The sequence below is a fragment of the Enterobacter sp. MGH 24 genome (assembly GCF_000493015.1).
In the GTDB taxonomy this organism is placed as follows: Bacteria; Pseudomonadota; Gammaproteobacteria; order Enterobacterales; family Enterobacteriaceae; genus Enterobacter.
Genome location: NZ_KI535657.1, coordinates 2,752,568 through 2,769,330, shown reverse-complemented (window position 1 = coordinate 2,769,330; position 16,763 = coordinate 2,752,568). Strand labels below are relative to the sequence as shown.

Annotated in this window: 15 protein-coding genes; 8 read left to right on the top strand and 7 right to left on the bottom strand. The window is 57.1% G+C overall.

The features are described from left to right. Nucleotides 1-586: 586 nt before the first annotated feature. The gene (locus L370_RS08875) at nt 587-1,870 is read left to right on the top strand and encodes a citrate synthase (protein ID WP_023334930.1); all 1,284 of its coding nucleotides are present in this window, start codon (nt 587-589) and stop codon (nt 1,868-1,870) included. Nucleotides 1,871-1,956: 86 nt separating this feature from the next. Here L370_RS08875 and nei read toward each other — a convergent pair whose 3' ends face one another. The 7 genes from nei to L370_RS08910 form a co-directional block, all read right to left on the bottom strand. Continuing rightward, nucleotides 1,957-2,748: an endonuclease VIII gene (nei, locus tag L370_RS08880; RefSeq protein ID WP_023334929.1), complete on the bottom strand. Its 792-nt coding sequence runs from the start codon at nt 2,746-2,748 to the stop codon at nt 1,957-1,959. A gap of 19 nt (nt 2,749-2,767) precedes the next feature. Then, entirely contained in the window at nt 2,768-3,508 is a 741-nt protein-coding gene (gene pxpA / locus L370_RS08885) for a 5-oxoprolinase subunit PxpA (RefSeq protein WP_023334928.1), read from the bottom strand. Continuing rightward, on the bottom strand, nt 3,495-4,427 hold the full coding sequence (pxpC, locus tag L370_RS08890; protein ID WP_023334927.1) for a 5-oxoprolinase subunit PxpC: 933 nt from the start codon (nt 4,425-4,427) through the stop codon (nt 3,495-3,497). The genes pxpA and pxpC overlap by 14 nt, the downstream gene beginning before the upstream one ends. After that, complete coding sequence (gene pxpB, locus L370_RS08895) at nt 4,421-5,077, bottom strand: 5-oxoprolinase subunit PxpB (RefSeq protein ID WP_032666581.1); 657 nt, start codon at nt 5,075-5,077, stop codon at nt 4,421-4,423. The genes pxpC and pxpB overlap by 7 nt, the downstream gene beginning before the upstream one ends. Nucleotides 5,078-5,091: 14 nt before the next feature. Further along, entirely contained in the window at nt 5,092-5,835 is a 744-nt protein-coding gene (locus L370_RS08900) for a type 2 GTP cyclohydrolase I (protein ID WP_023334925.1), read from the bottom strand. A 10-nt stretch (nt 5,836-5,845) separates the two neighbouring features. After that, complete coding sequence (gene phrB, locus L370_RS08905; protein ID WP_023334924.1) at nt 5,846-7,258, bottom strand: deoxyribodipyrimidine photo-lyase; 1,413 nt, start codon at nt 7,256-7,258, stop codon at nt 5,846-5,848. A gap of 599 nt (nt 7,259-7,857) precedes the next feature. Continuing rightward, nucleotides 7,858-8,064, bottom strand: coding sequence for a YbfA family protein (locus tag L370_RS08910; RefSeq protein ID WP_023310781.1), 207 nt, complete (start codon nt 8,062-8,064; stop codon nt 7,858-7,860). 309 nt (nt 8,065-8,373) lie between these two features. Here L370_RS08910 and kdpF point away from each other — a divergent pair, with 309 nt between their 5' ends. The 7 genes from kdpF (at nt 8,374) to speFL (ending at nt 16,542) form a co-directional block, all read left to right on the top strand. Further along, nucleotides 8,374-8,463 carry a K(+)-transporting ATPase subunit F gene (kdpF, locus tag L370_RS22815; protein WP_014069365.1) on the top strand — a complete coding sequence of 30 codons (90 nt, stop codon included), beginning with the start codon at nt 8,374-8,376 and terminating at the stop codon, nt 8,461-8,463. Next, nucleotides 8,463-10,142: a potassium-transporting ATPase subunit KdpA gene (gene kdpA / locus L370_RS08915; protein WP_023334923.1), complete on the top strand. Its 1,680-nt coding sequence runs from the start codon at nt 8,463-8,465 to the stop codon at nt 10,140-10,142. Before kdpF ends, kdpA begins: the two co-directional genes overlap by 1 nt. Nucleotides 10,143-10,160: 18 nt before the next feature. Further along, nucleotides 10,161-12,209 (top strand): potassium-transporting ATPase subunit KdpB, encoded by a 2,049-nt coding sequence (gene kdpB / locus L370_RS08920; protein WP_023334922.1) that lies wholly within the window; start codon nt 10,161-10,163, stop codon nt 12,207-12,209. A 12-nt stretch (nt 12,210-12,221) separates the two neighbouring features. Next, a complete protein-coding gene (kdpC, locus tag L370_RS08925; RefSeq protein ID WP_023334921.1) occupies nt 12,222-12,797 on the top strand; it encodes a potassium-transporting ATPase subunit KdpC in 576 nt (191 codons plus the stop codon). Then, complete coding sequence (gene kdpD, locus L370_RS08930) at nt 12,798-15,485, top strand: two-component system sensor histidine kinase KdpD (protein WP_023334920.1); 2,688 nt, start codon at nt 12,798-12,800, stop codon at nt 15,483-15,485. It begins immediately after the preceding gene. Continuing rightward, nucleotides 15,482-16,159: a two-component system response regulator KdpE gene (gene kdpE, locus L370_RS08935; RefSeq protein WP_023334919.1), complete on the top strand. Its 678-nt coding sequence runs from the start codon at nt 15,482-15,484 to the stop codon at nt 16,157-16,159. The genes kdpD and kdpE overlap by 4 nt, the downstream gene beginning before the upstream one ends. Before the next feature lie 278 nt (nt 16,160-16,437). Next, the gene (gene speFL / locus L370_RS23225) at nt 16,438-16,542 is read left to right on the top strand and encodes a leader peptide SpeFL (protein WP_003858645.1); all 105 of its coding nucleotides are present in this window, start codon (nt 16,438-16,440) and stop codon (nt 16,540-16,542) included. Nucleotides 16,543-16,763 lie beyond the last annotated feature (221 nt).

Sequence of the window (16,763 nt, the reverse complement as noted above, 5' to 3'; positions counted from 1 at the left end):
CTTTTCTATAACTGCGCGTCATGCAAAACATTGCTTCCAGATGCTAAAACGACACGTTACAACGCTGGGTGGCTCGGGATTGCAGGGTGTTCCGGAGACCTGGCGGCAGTATAGGCCGTTCACAAAATCATTACAATTAACCTACATACAGTTTGTCGGGTTTTCTCTGGAACAGTGATCAGGGTCACGATAACAACATCTTTTTAATTTTTAATCATCTGATTTGACAAATGTTAAACAATATTGTTACAAACGTCATCAGAAAAGGCATATAATGCGCAAAAGTTATGAGGTCTCTCTTTCACCTGACAAATAGTTATGTAACAGTGTGATGGTATTGACCGAAGTTATCAGGACAGTTATTAGTGATATACAGGTTTGAATAATTCGGACTGCAAAAACGCTGATTTGCTGTTGTTTCACTGATATTTCATTCGTTTACCTGCAAGGCGCCATAGCTCTGTACCCTGGTTTGTCCTCGTGAGCTGAGCGGTAAGCCAAATAACAATCTGGTAACGGTGATTAACAGCTGAAAGCAAATCCGGTAAAGCGCAGTCTTAAGCATAAGGCGCTAAGGAGACCGTAAATGGCTGATACAAAGGCAACGCTCACCCTAAATGGTGACACTGCTATTGAACTGGATGTGCTAAAAGGCACGCTCGGTCAGGATGTTATTGATATCCGTACGCTGGGTTCTAAAGGTGTATTCACCTTTGACCCTGGATTTACCTCTACCGCATCTTGCGAATCCAAAATCACCTACATTGACGGTGACGAAGGTATCCTGCTCCATCGCGGCTTCCCCATCGATCAGTTAGCCACCGAATCCAACTATCTGGAAGTGTGCTACATCCTGCTGAACGGCGAAAAACCGACGCAGGCCCAGTACGATGAATTTAAAACCACCGTGACCCGTCACACCATGATCCATGAGCAGATTACCCGTCTGTTCCATGCGTTCCGTCGTGACTCTCATCCGATGGCGGTCATGTGCGGTATTACCGGTGCGCTGGCGGCGTTCTACCACGATTCTCTGGACGTGAATAACCCACGTCACCGTGATATCGCGGCGTTCCGCCTGCTGTCCAAAATGCCTACCATGGCGGCGATGTGCTACAAGTATTCCATCGGCCAGCCGTTTGTGTATCCGCGCAACGACCTCTCCTACGCGGGTAACTTCCTGCGCATGATGTTCTCCACGCCATGCGAAGAGTACGAAGTGAACCCGGTGCTGGAACGTGCAATGGACCGTATTCTGATCCTGCACGCTGACCACGAACAGAACGCTTCTACCTCTACCGTCCGTACCGCGGGCTCTTCAGGCGCGAACCCGTTCGCCTGTATCGCTGCGGGCATCGCCTCCCTGTGGGGGCCGGCGCACGGCGGCGCGAACGAAGCGGCACTGAAGATGCTGGAAGAGATCAGCACCGTTGAGCATATTCCTGAGTTCGTGCGTCGCGCGAAAGACAAGAATGACTCCTTCCGCCTGATGGGCTTCGGTCACCGTGTTTACAAAAACTACGACCCGCGCGCTACCGTCATGCGTGAGACCTGCCACGAAGTGCTGAAAGAGCTGGGTACCAAAGATGACCTGCTGGAAGTGGCGATGGAGCTTGAGCACATCGCGCTGAACGACCCGTACTTCATCGAGAAGAAACTCTACCCGAACGTCGATTTCTACTCTGGCATTATTCTGAAAGCGATGGGCATTCCGTCTTCCATGTTCACCGTCATCTTCGCCATGGCCCGTACCGTTGGCTGGATTGCGCACTGGAACGAAATGCACAGCGAAGGCATGAAAATCGCCCGTCCTCGTCAGCTGTATACCGGCTACGAGCAGCGTGATTTTAAGTCTGATATTAAGCGCTAATAAACACGCCCGGCGGCGCTTCGCTTGCCGGGCCTACAAGTGCGAAATGTAGGCTGGGTAAGGCATAGCCGCCACCCGGCTTTTTTTTACGTCTGGCACCGAGGACACCAGTAAAACGGTCGTGAAGAGAGCGTGGTTCTCTCAATAATCCCGCCACACCTTTCGCACTTCTTCCCCGCCCGATGAAACACCTTGAATCGGAACAGCGCCCCGTGATGCATGTTCTCATCCACCACGCCCCGCGTGTTGTACGACAGCCGCGGAATATCCAGCAGCGCGTGGGATAGCGCCTCCAGCTGTTCATCATTAAGCTGAGACGCTTTATGCTGCGGCGCCAGCCCGACTTCCCAGAGGATCTCTACCCGCAGGTAGTTACCCAGCCCGGCCAGAAAAGCCTGGTCGAGGAACAGGCCGGAAAACTGCCGGTTGCGGAATTTTGGTGATAACAGCCGGGCTTTTACGTCGCTCGCCGTCAGGCGCATGTCCAGCACGTCCGGCCCAACCCGCTGCAGAAACGGGTGCGTCAGCAGCTGCTCCGGCGTTAACATTTCGATATCCGACGCGCTGTAAAGCAGGATTGCCTTATCCGCCGTTTGCAGCCTGACGCGCAGCACGCGAGTGGTCTGCGGCTGCTCGTCCGCCTCCACCACGCGCCAGACGCCGTAAAGCTGGTTATGGCTATATAACGTCAGGTTATGGGAAAAGTGCGTGAGCAAGGCTTTGCCGCGCGTTTCAATATGGGTCACCGTCTGCCCCACCAGCTGTGATTCAAACGGTTTTAGATGAGGAAAAGCAAACCAGACATCCGTCAACGGTTTGCCCTTTATCGCCGCCTCCAGGCTATCCGCCGCGCGGCGGATCTCCGGACCTTCTGGCATTTTTGTGTCCTTATCGTCATTATTCTGCGCTGACCAGAATACCCTCTTCAGCGAACGCCGCCCGCAAGCGGCGCGCGAACTGGAGCGCATGCTCGCCGTCACCGTGTAAACACACCGTATCGGCCTGCACGTTCGCCAATGTTCCGTCCACGGCGGTCACCCGCCCGGCACGCACCATCTCCAGCGTCTGCGCCAGCGCTTCAGCGTCGTCGGTAATCAGCGCACCGGCCTGCGTCCGCGGCACCAGGCTGCCGTCCGGCAGGTATCCCCGATCGGCAAACACTTCGTGACGGGTGGTCAGGCCCATCCGTTCTCCGGCGCGAATCAGCTCGCTGCCCGCCAGACCCACAAGGATCAGCTGCGGATTACAGTCCCGCACCGCACGGGCAATCGCCTCCGCCAGCGCCGGATCTTTCGCCGCCTGATTGTAGAGCATGCCGTGCGGCTTCACGTGGCGCATCACGCCGTTCTGGGCGCGCACCATCGCCTCCAGCGCGCCGATCTGGTAGAGCACCTGAGCGTAGACCGTCTCAGGGGGCAGATCCATCGCCGTACGGCCAAAGTTTTCCCGATCGGGGAAGCTGGGATGTGCGCCAATCGCCACGCCGTTTTTGATGGCATTACGCACGCTCTCCAGCATGGTTTGCGCATCGCCCGCGTGAAAGCCACAGGCGATGTTGGCCGAGGTGACCAGCGTCATCAGCGCCGCATCAGCGCTGCTGCCCTCCCCCAGATCGGCATTCAAATCAATCTTTACCATCAAGCCTCCACGCCAGCTTCTCCAGATAACGCTGCTGATCCTGCCGGGCTTTCAGCGCCTCCTCCAGCGAACACTGCACAAAGTGAATCGGCTGCCCAAGCGGAATTTGCGCCAGATGGTAGCGATCGGCTTCAATAATGCAGGCAATACGCGGATAACCACCGGTAGTTTGCGCGTCGTTCATTAACACGATAGGTTGCCCGTTCCCCGGCACCTGAATGACCCCCGGCAATAAACCGTGGGAGAGCAGTTCCCGGTCCGTCGTGCGGATCAGCGGCTGCCCCTGCAGGCGGTAACCCATACGGTTACTCTGCGGGCTGAGCTTCCAGGGCGAGCGCCAGAAGGACTCTTTAGACGCCTCGTCAAACTCATGATATTCCGGCCCCGGTAAGGCGCGGATCTGGTTTCCCCACAGCAGCTGTTTTACGCCCTGCGTGGACGAGAAATGGCGCGCGGAGGGCTTGATTGCCAGCCGATCGCCGTCGCGCAACAAACGTCCTTCGTGACCGCCAACCCCGGCTTTCTGATCGGTACTGGATGAGCCCAGCACCTCCGGCACGTCGATACCGCCAGCCACCGCGAGATAGCTACGCACGCCGTGCAGCGGACGTTTGAGCGTCAGGCGCTGTCCGGCTTTCGCCCGCAGCCGCCAGCCGGTCCACACCGCTTTGCCATCCAGCGTGGCGTCACACCCTGCGCCGGTTAAGGCAAACCAGGTCTCCTGACCAAACTCAATCACACACTGACCCAGCGTAATTTCGAGCGCGGCCGTATTGCCGGGGTTGCCCACCAGCACGTTAGCAATCTCCAGCGCAGGCCTGTCCAGCGCGCCACAATAGCTCACGCCAGACTGGCGCATGCCAAAGCGGCCCGCATCCTGAACGGAGGTATAAAGCCCGGCGCGAATTAGCGTTAACATACCCCCTCCTTCTGTGGGATAAAGCGAAGGGTATCGCCGGGACGCAGGAGTATTGGCGTCTCCAGCCCGGGATCAAATAACGGTGTCGCGGTATGCCCAATAAGCTGCCAGCCGCCAGGCGATGTCAGTGGATAAACGCCGGTCTGCTCGCCGCCGATAGCCACCGTCCCCGCCGGTACGCTCAGGCGCGGTTCGGCACGGCGTGGCGTATGCAGCTGAGGGGATAATCCCCCCAGATACGGAAATCCGGGCTGAAACCCCAGGAACCAGACCACGTAGTCAACCGAGCTGTGCAGCTCAACAACCTGCTTTTCAGTTAATCCGCAGTGGTCTGCCACCACGCCGAGATCCGGCCCCCCCGTACCGCCATAAACGACCGGGATCTCAATGGCACGCGATTCTGGCTCCAGCGCCTCACTCTCTTCCCACCAGCGCTGCAAACGTTCGATAGCATCCAGCGCCAGCGTATGCGGGCTACGCAGCACCACGGTGATGTTATTCATCCCCGGAATGGCTTCAACCACTTCCGGTAGTTCGACCAGACGCTGTGTTAGCCGCCAGATTCGCTTTTGCGTGGCAAGGGTCACCGGCGGCTCGAGTTCCAGAACCACTGCCGTTTCTCCCAGAAGATAACAACGCGCTCGCTGCACTCAGGCACCTCTCATCAGGCCGGGTTAGGGATATCAATAAAGGTCACATCCAGATCGGTATTTTCCGTCAGCCACTCGCTAAGGGCGCGAATGCCGCCGCGCTCGGTGGCATGATGGCCTGCCGCGTAGAAATGCAGTCCCTGTTCACGCGCCGAGTGAATGGTCTGCTCGGAAACCTCGCCGGTGATAAACGCATCGACGCCGAAACGCGCGGCGCTGTCGATAAAGCCCTGACCGCCCCCGGTACACCAGGCAACACGCTTCACCGTATCCGGACCGGTATCACCGCTCCACAGCGGGCGACGCCCCAGGCGCGCTTCAATCCAGGATGCCAGCTCCAGCCCCGGAACAGGCATCGCCAGTTCGCCCCACGGCACCAGCGGCTCAACTTCGCCCATCACGGTAATGCCCAGTAGCTGCGCCAGCTGGACGTTGTTGCCGAGCTCAGGGTGCGCATCCAGCGGCAAATGGTAACCGTACAGGTTGATATCATTTGCCAGCAGCGTTTTCAGGCGGTTACGCTTCATCCCGCGAATAATCGGCGATTCGTTTTTCCAGAAGTAACCGTGATGGACAATCACCGCGTCGGCGTCCTGACGAACGGCCTCGTCCAGCAGCGCCTGGCTTGCCGTGACGCCGGTGATAATTTTTTGCACCGTCTCGCGTCCCTCGACCTGAAGCCCATTCGGGCCGTAATCGCTGAAGGAGGCGCTGTTCAATTTTTCGTTAATCAGGCTTTCCAGTTCGCTGTTTTTCATCATCACTCTCTTATGCTTTGCGGGCCGCTTCGTACGCTGCCAGCGTGGCGACACGCGCCTGTTTATGGTCGACAATCGGGCGAGGGTAATCCAGCTTTACACGCTGTTTATCCGCCCATGCCCACGGTTCGTGGATCGCTTTAGCAGGTATACCGTTAAGCTCAGGCACCCAGCGGCGGATAAACTCGCCGTCCGCATCAAATTTTTGTCCCTGAGTGGTCGGATTAAATATCCGGAAATAGGGCGCGGCATCGGTGCCGGTAGAGGCTGCCCACTGCCAGCCGCCGTTATTCGCCGCGAGATCGCCATCGATCAGTTGAGAGATAAAATAGCGCTCTCCGATACGCCAGTCGATAAGCAGATCCTTCACCAGAAAGCTGGCGGTAATCATCCGCAGGCGGTTGTGCATCCACCCGGTTTCATTCAGCTGGCGCATGGCGGCATCGACTATCGGGTAACCCGTCTGCCCTGTTTGCCAGGCTTTCAGCAGCCGATCGTTCGATTGCCACTTTACATTATCGGTCCAGCCAATGAAGGGACGATGCTTACATAAATCAGGGTGATACGTCATCAGATGGCGATAGAACTCGCGCCAGATCAGTTCATTCAGCCAGACGGACCCTGCGCCCCCCTCCAGCGCCTGCGGCTGCTCCGCCAGCAGGCGATGTAAACACTGGCGAGGAGAGATCGCGCCCAGCGCCAGACAGGCCGACAGGCGGCTGGTGCCCTCGATGGCGGGAAAATCACGACGCGCGTCGTAATTGCCTGCGTTCTGTTTGCAGAACTGGCGCAGTTGGGCGATAGCCGCTTTTTCATCGGCGGGGAACAGCGTTTCATCAAACGGCTGCTGAGGGTAATCAAACGTCAGTTCAGGCAGATCCTTTATGGCTTCGCCTCTCACGGCAGGCGCGGCAACGCACTCCGGCAGCGCCTCTTTCAGACGTTTGATAAAGGCATTTTTGAACGGCGTAAAAACTTTATACATCTCGTGGCTGCCGGTCATCACGCTGCCCGGTGCCAGCATTACGCTGTCATCAAACCCTTCGCAGACCACCCCTTCCAGCATCTTCTCCAGCTGACGGTCGCGCTGCTGCTCGTTGAATTCGTACTGATAGTTGTAAAAAAGATGCGTAACGTTGTGCTGCTTACAGATCGCCTGCACCGTCTGAAGCTGTGCGGCAAAATCACTCACCTCTTTATAGATAAGCGGTATACCTTTTCCGGCCAGCGAGTGCTGCAGATCGGTCAGATACGCACGGAGCAAGGCCGCCTGGCGGGGAGCCATATCGTGCTGCCGCCACTGATCGGGCGTGGCCATAAACAGAGCCAGTACGTTAGCGTCTTTGTCGCGACAGGCCGCCGCCAGTGCGATGTTGTCATGTACGCGCAGGTCCGCGCGAAACCAAACCAGATGGGTGGGCATAAAACTCCAGGCTATTGTCCATTATGTCCATAAGGGCATGCCGTAAAAGGAAAAAGCATGCATTGAACTACTTTGCCATGAAGTGTAGACGGGATGAAATAAAAAAGGCCGCCCGAGGCGGCCTTAACGCTACTTGTCCTGCGCTATCGTGGTTAAAGCGACAAACACATTCGGTTCATCGCTCTTTACAACGAGTACGCTGGCGACAATGAACGCGATGCAAAAATAGCGTTTCATTATGCGGTCCCTGCAGCTAACCGCTCCACCGTTCACCACCGGTGATAAGTCGGTGGACACAAGCCCTGACGAGAGCCTGACTTACGGTTGTGGTGACGCCTTTCCCGGGACCGGTGCCCATGTGCGAGATGGCGGAAAGGGACGCTGCATAGTAGTTGGCCCTCGCGTAAAAGGTAATCCACTGAAATGATTTTTAAGAATCTATTTAGGGATTTGCCGTTTGATTACTTAAGGACCCGAGATATTCTTGTAAGCCTCTGACGAGGGCCTGAAGACCACCCAACGGACCGCGAATCCCGAGGGACAAAAAAACCGCCACATTGCTGTTGGCGGTTTTTTTATTGCTATGTGTAGTCTTCGTATCAATAGAAATCGCAGGTCGCTTTCTCGGCCTGATCCATCCATACCGGCTTCTCGCTGGTTTTCGCCCAGACGCGGTGCAGATAGCTGTAAAAACGTGCACGATCTTTCCAGAACAGCATCACCGGCAGCGCCAGCACACCAGCCACTACGGCGAAAGCGCGGCGCAAGAACACGATATGAGCCGGATACTCTTTATAAAGATCCATATTTTTCTCCCCTATAGTTGGCCGGAAACGTCATCCGGAAAATTCAAAATCTGTGACCTGGCTAAAATAATATCGCTTTGTTTGTAATTTTACTACTCATCCGACCACTTATTTTTGCCCATTTAGTGAATATTTACATTCCCTCCGTAATTAAGTTACAAAAAAGTTAACAATTTACTTATCAATAGTTAAATTGTAGGCTTTGCCATTTTTATACTTTTTTTACACCCGCCCTCCCCATTTTTGCGAAATCTTTGCGCCAGAAATCCTACCGTTAGAACAACAACGAAAGTCACCCGGAGGTGGATTGTGAGTGCAGGTCTTATTGCCGGCATCGTGCTGGTGTTCCTGTTATTGGGTTATCTGGTCTATGCCCTGATTAATGCGGAGGCCTTCTGATGGCTGCTCAGGCGTTTCTGCTTATTGCCAGCTTCTTAGTGGTACTGTTCGTTCTGGCAAGACCACTGGGAACGGGACTAGCACGATTGATCAACAACGTCCCCCTGCCCGGCACGGGAAGCGTTGAGAAAGGGATCTGGCGCGTACTGGGAATAGACGATCGGGAGATGAACTGGCGTGACTATCTGATCGCCATTCTGCTGCTGAATATCGTTGGGCTCGTTGCGCTTTTTGCCATGCTGATGCTGCAGGGCATCCTGCCGCTGAATCCGCAACAGTTACCGGGTCTCTCCTGGCATCTTGCGCTGAACACGGCGGTCAGTTTTGTCACCAACACCAACTGGCAGTCCTATTCCGGTGAAACCACGCTCAGCTACTTCAGCCAGATGGTCGGATTAACCGTGCAGAACTTCCTCTCTGCCGCGAGCGGTATTGCGGTGATCTTCGCGCTGACGCGTGCGTTTGCGCGCCAGAAAGTGAGCACGCTGGGTAACGCGTGGGTGGATCTGACGCGCATTACGCTGTGGATCCTGCTGCCGATTGCGCTGCTGATCGCGCTGTTCTTTATTCAGCAGGGCACCCTGCAAAACCTGCTGCCTTACGCGCCTTATACCTCGCTGGAAGGGGTAAAACAGCTCCTGCCGATGGGGCCAGTCGCGTCGCAGGAAGCCATCAAAATGCTCGGAACGAACGGGGGTGGCTTCTTCAACGCCAACTCGTCGCATCCGTTTGAAAACCCTACCGCGTTGACCAATTTTGTGCAGATGCTGGCGATTTTCCTGATCCCCGCCGCGCTCTGCTTTGCCTTTGGTGACGTGGTCAACGATCGCCGTCAGGGCCGCACCCTGCTCTGGACGATGTCGCTTATCTTTGTGGTCTGTGTCGCACTGGTGATGTGGGCTGAATGGAACGGCAACAGCCATTTCATGCAGCTGGGGGCTGACAGCACAATCAACATGGAAGGTAAAGAGAGCCGCTTTGGCATTCTCGCCAGCAGCCTGTATGCGGTGGTCACCACGGCGGCCTCGTGCGGGGCGGTCAACGCCATGCACGATTCCTTTACGGCGCTGGGCGGCATGATCCCGATGTGGCTGATGCAGATTGGCGAAGTGGTGTTTGGCGGCGTGGGCTCGGGTCTTTACGGCATGCTGCTGTTCGTGCTGCTGGCGGTGTTTATTGCCGGTTTGATGATTGGTCGCACCCCGGAATACCTGGGTAAAAAAATCGATGTTCGCGAGATGAAGTTAACCGCGCTGGCGATTCTGGTCACCCCGGCGCTTGTGCTGCTCGGCACCGCGCTGGCGCTGATGACCGAGGCCGGACGCAGCGGCATCTTTAACCCCGGCATCCACGGCTTTAGTGAAGTGCTGTATGCCGTCTCCTCTGCCGCCAACAACAACGGCAGCGCCTTTGCAGGCTTAAGCGCCAACTCTCCTTTCTGGAACTGTCTGCTGGCGTTCTGCATGTTCGTGGGTCGCTTCGGGATCATTGTGCCGGTTATGGCGATTGCCGGATCGCTGGTGAATAAAAAAATTCAACCGACCACCACCGGGACATTACCGACCCACGGCGCGCTGTTTATCGGCCTGCTGACGGGCACCGTGTTACTGGTCGGCGCCCTGACCTTTATCCCCGCCCTCGCGTTAGGCCCGGTCGCGGAATACCTCTCTTTACGCTGATTTTGCGGAGAAATTGTCATGAGTCGTAAACAACTGGCCCTGTTCGAACCGTCATTAGTTCGCCAGGCGCTCATGGATGCGGTGAAAAAGCTGAGCCCGCGCGTGCAGTGGCACAACCCGGTGATGTTTATTGTCTGGGCGGGAAGCGTGCTGACCACCGCCCTGGCGATTGCCATGGGTACGGGCCACATGCCGGGGAATGCGATGTTTACCGGCGCCATCAGCCTGTGGCTGTGGTTTACCGTGCTGTTCGCCAACTTTGCGGAAGCGCTGGCGGAAGGCCGGAGTAAAGCCCAGGCCAACAGCCTGAAAGGGGTAAAAAAAACCGCCTTCGCGCGCAAGCTACGTGAGCCGAAATACGGCGCGCAGATGGACCACGTTCCGGCGGATGAACTGCGTAAAGGCGATGTGGTGCTGGTAGAGGCCGGTGACATTATCCCTTGCGACGGAGAAGTTATCGAAGGGGGCGCCTCGGTGGATGAAAGCGCCATTACCGGGGAGTCCGCGCCGGTGATCCGTGAGTCCGGCGGCGATTTCGCCTCCGTTACGGGCGGGACGCGCATTCTCTCCGACTGGCTGGTGATCCAGTGTAGCGTTAACCCGGGGGAAACCTTCCTCGATCGGATGATCGCCATGGTGGAAGGCGCGCAGCGTCGTAAAACGCCGAACGAGATTGCCCTGACCATCCTGCTGGTGGCCCTGACCATCGTCTTCCTGCTGGCAACCGCGACGCTGTGGCCGTTCTCCGCCTACGGCGGCACCGCGGTCACCATCACGGTGCTGGTGGCGCTGCTGGTCTGCCTGATCCCCACCACCATTGGTGGCCTGCTGTCAGCCATCGGCGTAGCCGGCATGAGCCGTATGCTCGGTGCCAACGTCATCGCCACCAGCGGACGCGCCGTAGAAGCCGCCGGTGACGTGGATGTCTTACTGCTGGATAAAACCGGGACTATTACCCTCGGTAACCGCCAGGCGTCAGATTTCTTACCCGCCCCGGGCGTGGATGAAAAAACGCTGGCAGATGCCGCGCAGCTCTCATCCCTTGCCGATGAAACCCCGGAAGGCCGCAGTATCGTGATCCTCGCCAAGCAGCGCTTTAACCTGCGCCAGCGCGACGTTCAGAGCCTGCACGCCACCTTCGTGCCCTTCACGGCGCAAACCCGCATGAGCGGCATTAACATTCAGGATCGCATGATCCGTAAAGGCTCTGTTGACGCCATCCGTCGCCACATTGAGGCCAATAACGGCCACTTCCCACCGGAAGTGGACAGCCTGGTCGAAAGCGTGGCCCGTCAGGGGGCGACGCCGCTGGTCGTGGCCGAGGGCGCGCGCGTGCTCGGGGTGATTGCCCTGAAGGATATCGTCAAAGGCGGTATCAAGGAGCGCTTTGCCCAGTTGCGGAAAATGGGGATCAAAACGGTGATGATCACCGGGGATAACCGTCTTACCGCCGCGGCGATTGCCGCCGAAGCGGGCGTGGATGATTTTCTTTCTGAAGCCACACCGGAAGCCAAGCTGGCGTTGATTCGTCAGTATCAGGCGGAAGGCCGTCTGGTGGCGATGACGGGTGACGGTACCAACGATGCCCCTGCCCTGGCGCAGGCCGACGTGGCGGTGGCGATGAACTCCGGCACGCAGGCGGCAAAAGAGGCGGGCAACATGGTTGACCTCGACTCTAACCCGACCAAGCTGATTGAGGTAGTGCATATCGGGAAACAGATGCTGATGACGCGTGGTTCACTGACCACGTTCAGCATCGCCAACGACGTGGCGAAGTATTTCGCCATCATTCCGGCCGCGTTTGCGGCAACCTATCCGCAATTAAACGCCCTGAACGTGATGCACCTGCACTCCCCGTCCTCGGCCATTCTGAGCGCGGTGATATTTAACGCCCTGATTATTGTCTTCCTGATCCCGCTGGCGCTGAAAGGCGTGAGCTACAAGCCGCTCACCGCCGCCGCCATGCTGCGCCGTAACCTGTGGATTTACGGCCTGGGCGGGCTGGTGGTGCCTTTCATCGGTATCAAGGTTATCGACCTGCTGTTGACGCTGTTCGGCCTGGTTTAAAAGGTGAATCAAATGACCATGTTACGTCCCGCTATACTTCTGTTTATTCTGCTGTCTCTCATTACCGGCGGGCTGTACCCGCTGGTGACCACCGCGCTGGGCCAGTGGTGGTTTAAGGATCGGGCTAACGGCTCGCTGATACTGCAAAACGGTGAAAACCGCGGTTCTCGCCTGATTGGTCAGAACTTTACGGATGCCCGTTACTTCCAGGGACGCCCTTCCGCCACTGCCGAAAGCCCGTATAATCCGATGGCATCCGGCGGCAGTAACCTGGCGGGCAGCAACCCGGAGCTGGACAAAGCCGTCGCTGAGCGCGTGGCAGCCCTGCGCGCCGCGAATCCGCAGGCCAGCCGTGAGGTGCCCGTAGAGCTGGTGACCACCTCGGCCAGCGGACTGGACTACAGCCTGACGCCGGCAGCAGCGGCATGGCAAATCCCCCGCGTCGCCGCGGCCCGTCAGCTGACCGTCGAACAGGTTAGCCAGCTGGTTGCAGAGCACACGCAAAAGCCGCTGGTCAGCTTCATCGGCATGCCCGTGGTGAATATTGTTGAGCTGAATCTGGCGCTGGACGCGCTAAGGAAAAACTAAATGACCGACGAGCCCATGCGCCCGGATCCGGACAGGCTGCTCGAACAAACGGCCGAAGCCCATCGCGGCAAACTGAAAATTTTCTTTGGCGCCTGCGCAGGCGTCGGGAAAACCTTCGCCATGCTGACGGAAGCCCAGCGGCTTCGGGCGCAGGGGCTCGATATATTGATAGGCGTGGTAGAAACCCACGGACGCAAAGAGACCGCATCGCTGCTGAAGGGGCTGGCTACCCAGCCGCCCCGCCGCATCAGCCATCGCGGTCGGTTAGTCACCGAATTCGATCTTGATGCCGCCCTCGCCCGCCGTCCCGCCCTTATCCTGATGGACGAACTGGCGCACAGCAATGCGCCAGGCTCACGCCACCCGAAGCGCTGGCAGGATGTTGAAGAGCTGCTCGAAGCCGGCATTGATGTTTTCACGACGGTGAACGTTCAGCATCTTGAAAGCCTGAACGACGTGGTCAGCGGCGTGACCGGCATTCAGGTGCGCGAGACGGTGCCCGACCCCTTCTTTGATTCTGCCGATGAAGTGGTATTGGTCGACCTGCCCCCCGATGATTTGCGCCAGCGCCTGCACGAAGGCAAAGTTTATATCGCCGGCCAGGCCGAGCGCGCCATCGAACATTTCTTCCGCAAAGGTAACCTGATTGCGCTGCGCGAGCTGGCCCTGCGCCGAACCGCCGATCGCGTCGACGATCAGATGCGCGCCTGGCGCGACCTGCAGGGTCAGGAACGCGTCTGGCATACGCGGGATGCCATCCTGCTGTGCGTCGGCCACGGCAGCGGCAATGAAAAGCTCGTCCGCACCGCCGCGCGCCTGGCGGCCAAGTTTGGCAGCGTCTGGCATGCGGTGTATGTCGAAACGCCGCAGCTGCACGCGCTGCCTGAAAACCAGCGTCGCGCTATTCTGAGTTCGCTGCGTCTGGCGCAGGAGCTGGGTGCCGAAACCGCGACGCTTTCCGATCCGCAGGAAGATAAAGCCATTCTGCGCTACGCGCGCGAGCACAACCTGGGGAAAATCGTCATTGGCCGTCGCCAGCATCGCCGCTGGTTTAGCCGCGAATCCTTTGCCGACAAGCTGGCTCGTCGTGCGCCGGATCTGGATCTGGTGATCGTGGCGCTGGATGACAAACCTACCCCCTTACCCAATCGCGCACCGGACAGCCGCACCTTCAGCGATAAATGGCGCATTCAGCTCCGCGGCTGCCTTGTCGCCGTCGTGCTCTGCGCTCTGATTACCGTCATTGCCAGCCAGTGGCTGATTGCGTTTGATGCCGCCAACCTGGTGATGATTTACCTGCTTGGCGTGGTGGTGGTGGCGCTCTTTTACGGGCGCTGGCCGTCGGTACTGGCGACGGTGGTCAACGTCATCAGCTTCGATCTGTTCTTTATTGCCCCCCGCGGGACGCTCGCGGTGTCGGACGTACAGTACATCCTTACCTTCGCCGTGATGCTCACCGTCGGGCTGGTGATCGGGAATCTGACGGCGGGCGTGCGCTATCAGGCGCGCATCGCCCGCTATCGCGAGCAGCGCACGCGCCATCTCTATGAGATGTCGAAATCGCTGGCGGTGGGCCGCACGCCGCTGGATATTGTGCAGACCAGCGAGCAGTTTATTCGCTCGACGTTTCATGCCAGCAACCTGATTTTGCTCCCGGACGAGCACGGTAAGCTGCGCCCGCTGACGTCGGCCTCAGGCATGACGCCCTGGGACGAAGCCATCGCGCGCTGGAGCTTTGATAAAGGGCTACCGGCGGGCGCAGGGACCGACACCCTGCCCGGCGTGCCCTATCAAATTCTGCCGCTGCGCAGCGCCGATAAAAATCAGGGGCTGGTGATTGTTGAGCCCTCCAACCTGCGCCAGCTGATGATCCCCGAACAGCAGCGGCTGCTGGAGACCTTTACGCTGCTGGTTGCCAGCGCGCTGGAGCGGCTGGCCCTCACCGCCAGCGAAGAACAGGCCCGGCTGGCGAGCGAGCGTGAAAGTATTCGTAACTCGCTGCTGGCGGCACTCTCTCACGATCTGCGAACCCCGCTCACCGTCCTGTTTGGTCAGTCAGAAATCCTGACGCTGGACCTGGCGGCGGAAGGCTCTAAACACGCCCTTCAGGCCAGCGAGATTCGCCAGCATGTGCTGAATACCACGCGTCTGGTGAATAACCTGCTCGATATGGCGCGTATCCAGTCAGGCGGTTTTAACCTCAAAAAAGAGTGGCTCACGCTTGAAGAAGTGGTGGGCAGCGCCCTGAAAATGCTCGAACCCGGCCTGGGCGGGCGGCATATTGCGCTGAACATGCCCGAGCCCCTGACCTTAATTCACGTTGATGGTCCGCTGTTTGAACGGGTGCTGATCAACCTGCTGGAAAATGCCGGCAAGTATGCGGGCGCCAGCGCGCAAATTGGCGTGGATGCGACGGTGGACGAGGGCACGCTTCGCCTTGACGTCTGGGATACCGGGCCGGGCATTCCTGCCGGGCAGGAGTTGGCTATTTTTGAAAAGTTCGCACGCGGCAATAAGGAGTCAGCCATTCCGGGCGTGGGGCTGGGGCTGGCGATTTGCCAGGCGATCGTTGACGTCCATGGCGGGACCATTTCCGCAGAGAATCGTCCGGAAGGCGGCGCGCGGTTTTGTGTTACACTTCCTCTGGAAACCCCGCCAGAACTTAATGAATTACCAGAGGATTTGTGATCAACGTTCTGATTGTTGAAGATGAGATCGCCATTAGCCGTTTTCTGCGCGCTGCGCTGGAAGGAGACGGTCTGCGCGTTCATGATGCGGGTACGCTTCAGCGGGGTTTAATTGAAGCCGCCACCCGCAAGCCGGACCTGGTGATCCTCGATCTTGGTCTGCCGGACGGCGACGGCATCGATTTTATCCGGGAAGTGCGTCAGTGGAGCCAGATGCCGATCCTCGTGCTCTCCGCGCGTACGGAAGAGACGGATAAAATCGCGGCGCTGGATGCCGGGGCGGATGACTATCTGATTAAACCTTTTGGTATCGGCGAGCTACAGGCTCGCCTTCGCGTAGCGCTGCGTCGCCACAGCGCCACCACGCCCGTCGACCCAACCTACACGTTTGGGGATATCCGGGTCGACCTGGCCGCGCGGCGCATTGTGCGCGGTGAAGAAGAAATTCACCTCACGCCAATAGAATTTCGCCTGCTCGCCGTGCTGCTCAACAACCACGGTAAGGTACTCACCCAACGCCAGCTGTTAAGTCAGGTGTGGGGACCCAACGCGGTGGAACATAGTCATTATTTACGCATATATATGGGACATCTTCGTCAGAAACTCGAAGTTGACCCCGCTCGCCCCCGCCATTTATTAACTGAAACCGGTATCGGTTATCGGTTTATGCTTTGAATAACTATTCATTTTATTTTAAATATAAACGAAGCCCCTCATAAAATATTTCACAAATAACCCATAAATTATTTTTACGGGCTATTTTTGCTAATTTAAAACATTGTTAACACAACCTGTTAACGCAACACCAACAAATCAGAATTTTGATCTGCGATATTCATCTAAAACGAATATTTATTTCTGATTTGATCGGTTAACGGTGATCTACCTCACGGTTAATCGCCTTTCTCTGGATAAAATGACCATGCTTTCAATTACTGAAAGGAAAATGAAACATGGAAAACAACAATCGCTTAATGCCCCATATAAGGCGGACAACACATATCATGATGTTTGCCCACCGAAACTGCTTTGACTTTCATCTCTTTAATGCCCGTTAGTCCTTCGACTTCTGGCGCACTCGCTTACAGGTTATCCTGAAACACCTTATCTTACAGGCTATTGCCTGTGATCTCGTGCGCTCATTCATTTTAATTCAGACTCATCCGCACCGGGCGGACTGAATTTCAATCATCAAAAAAGCAATTCACTGATTTTAATCAGCGGCCACCCTTTGCTTTTTTTCCGGAAAATTATCGATTTCTTTCTTGCAAGAAATCGA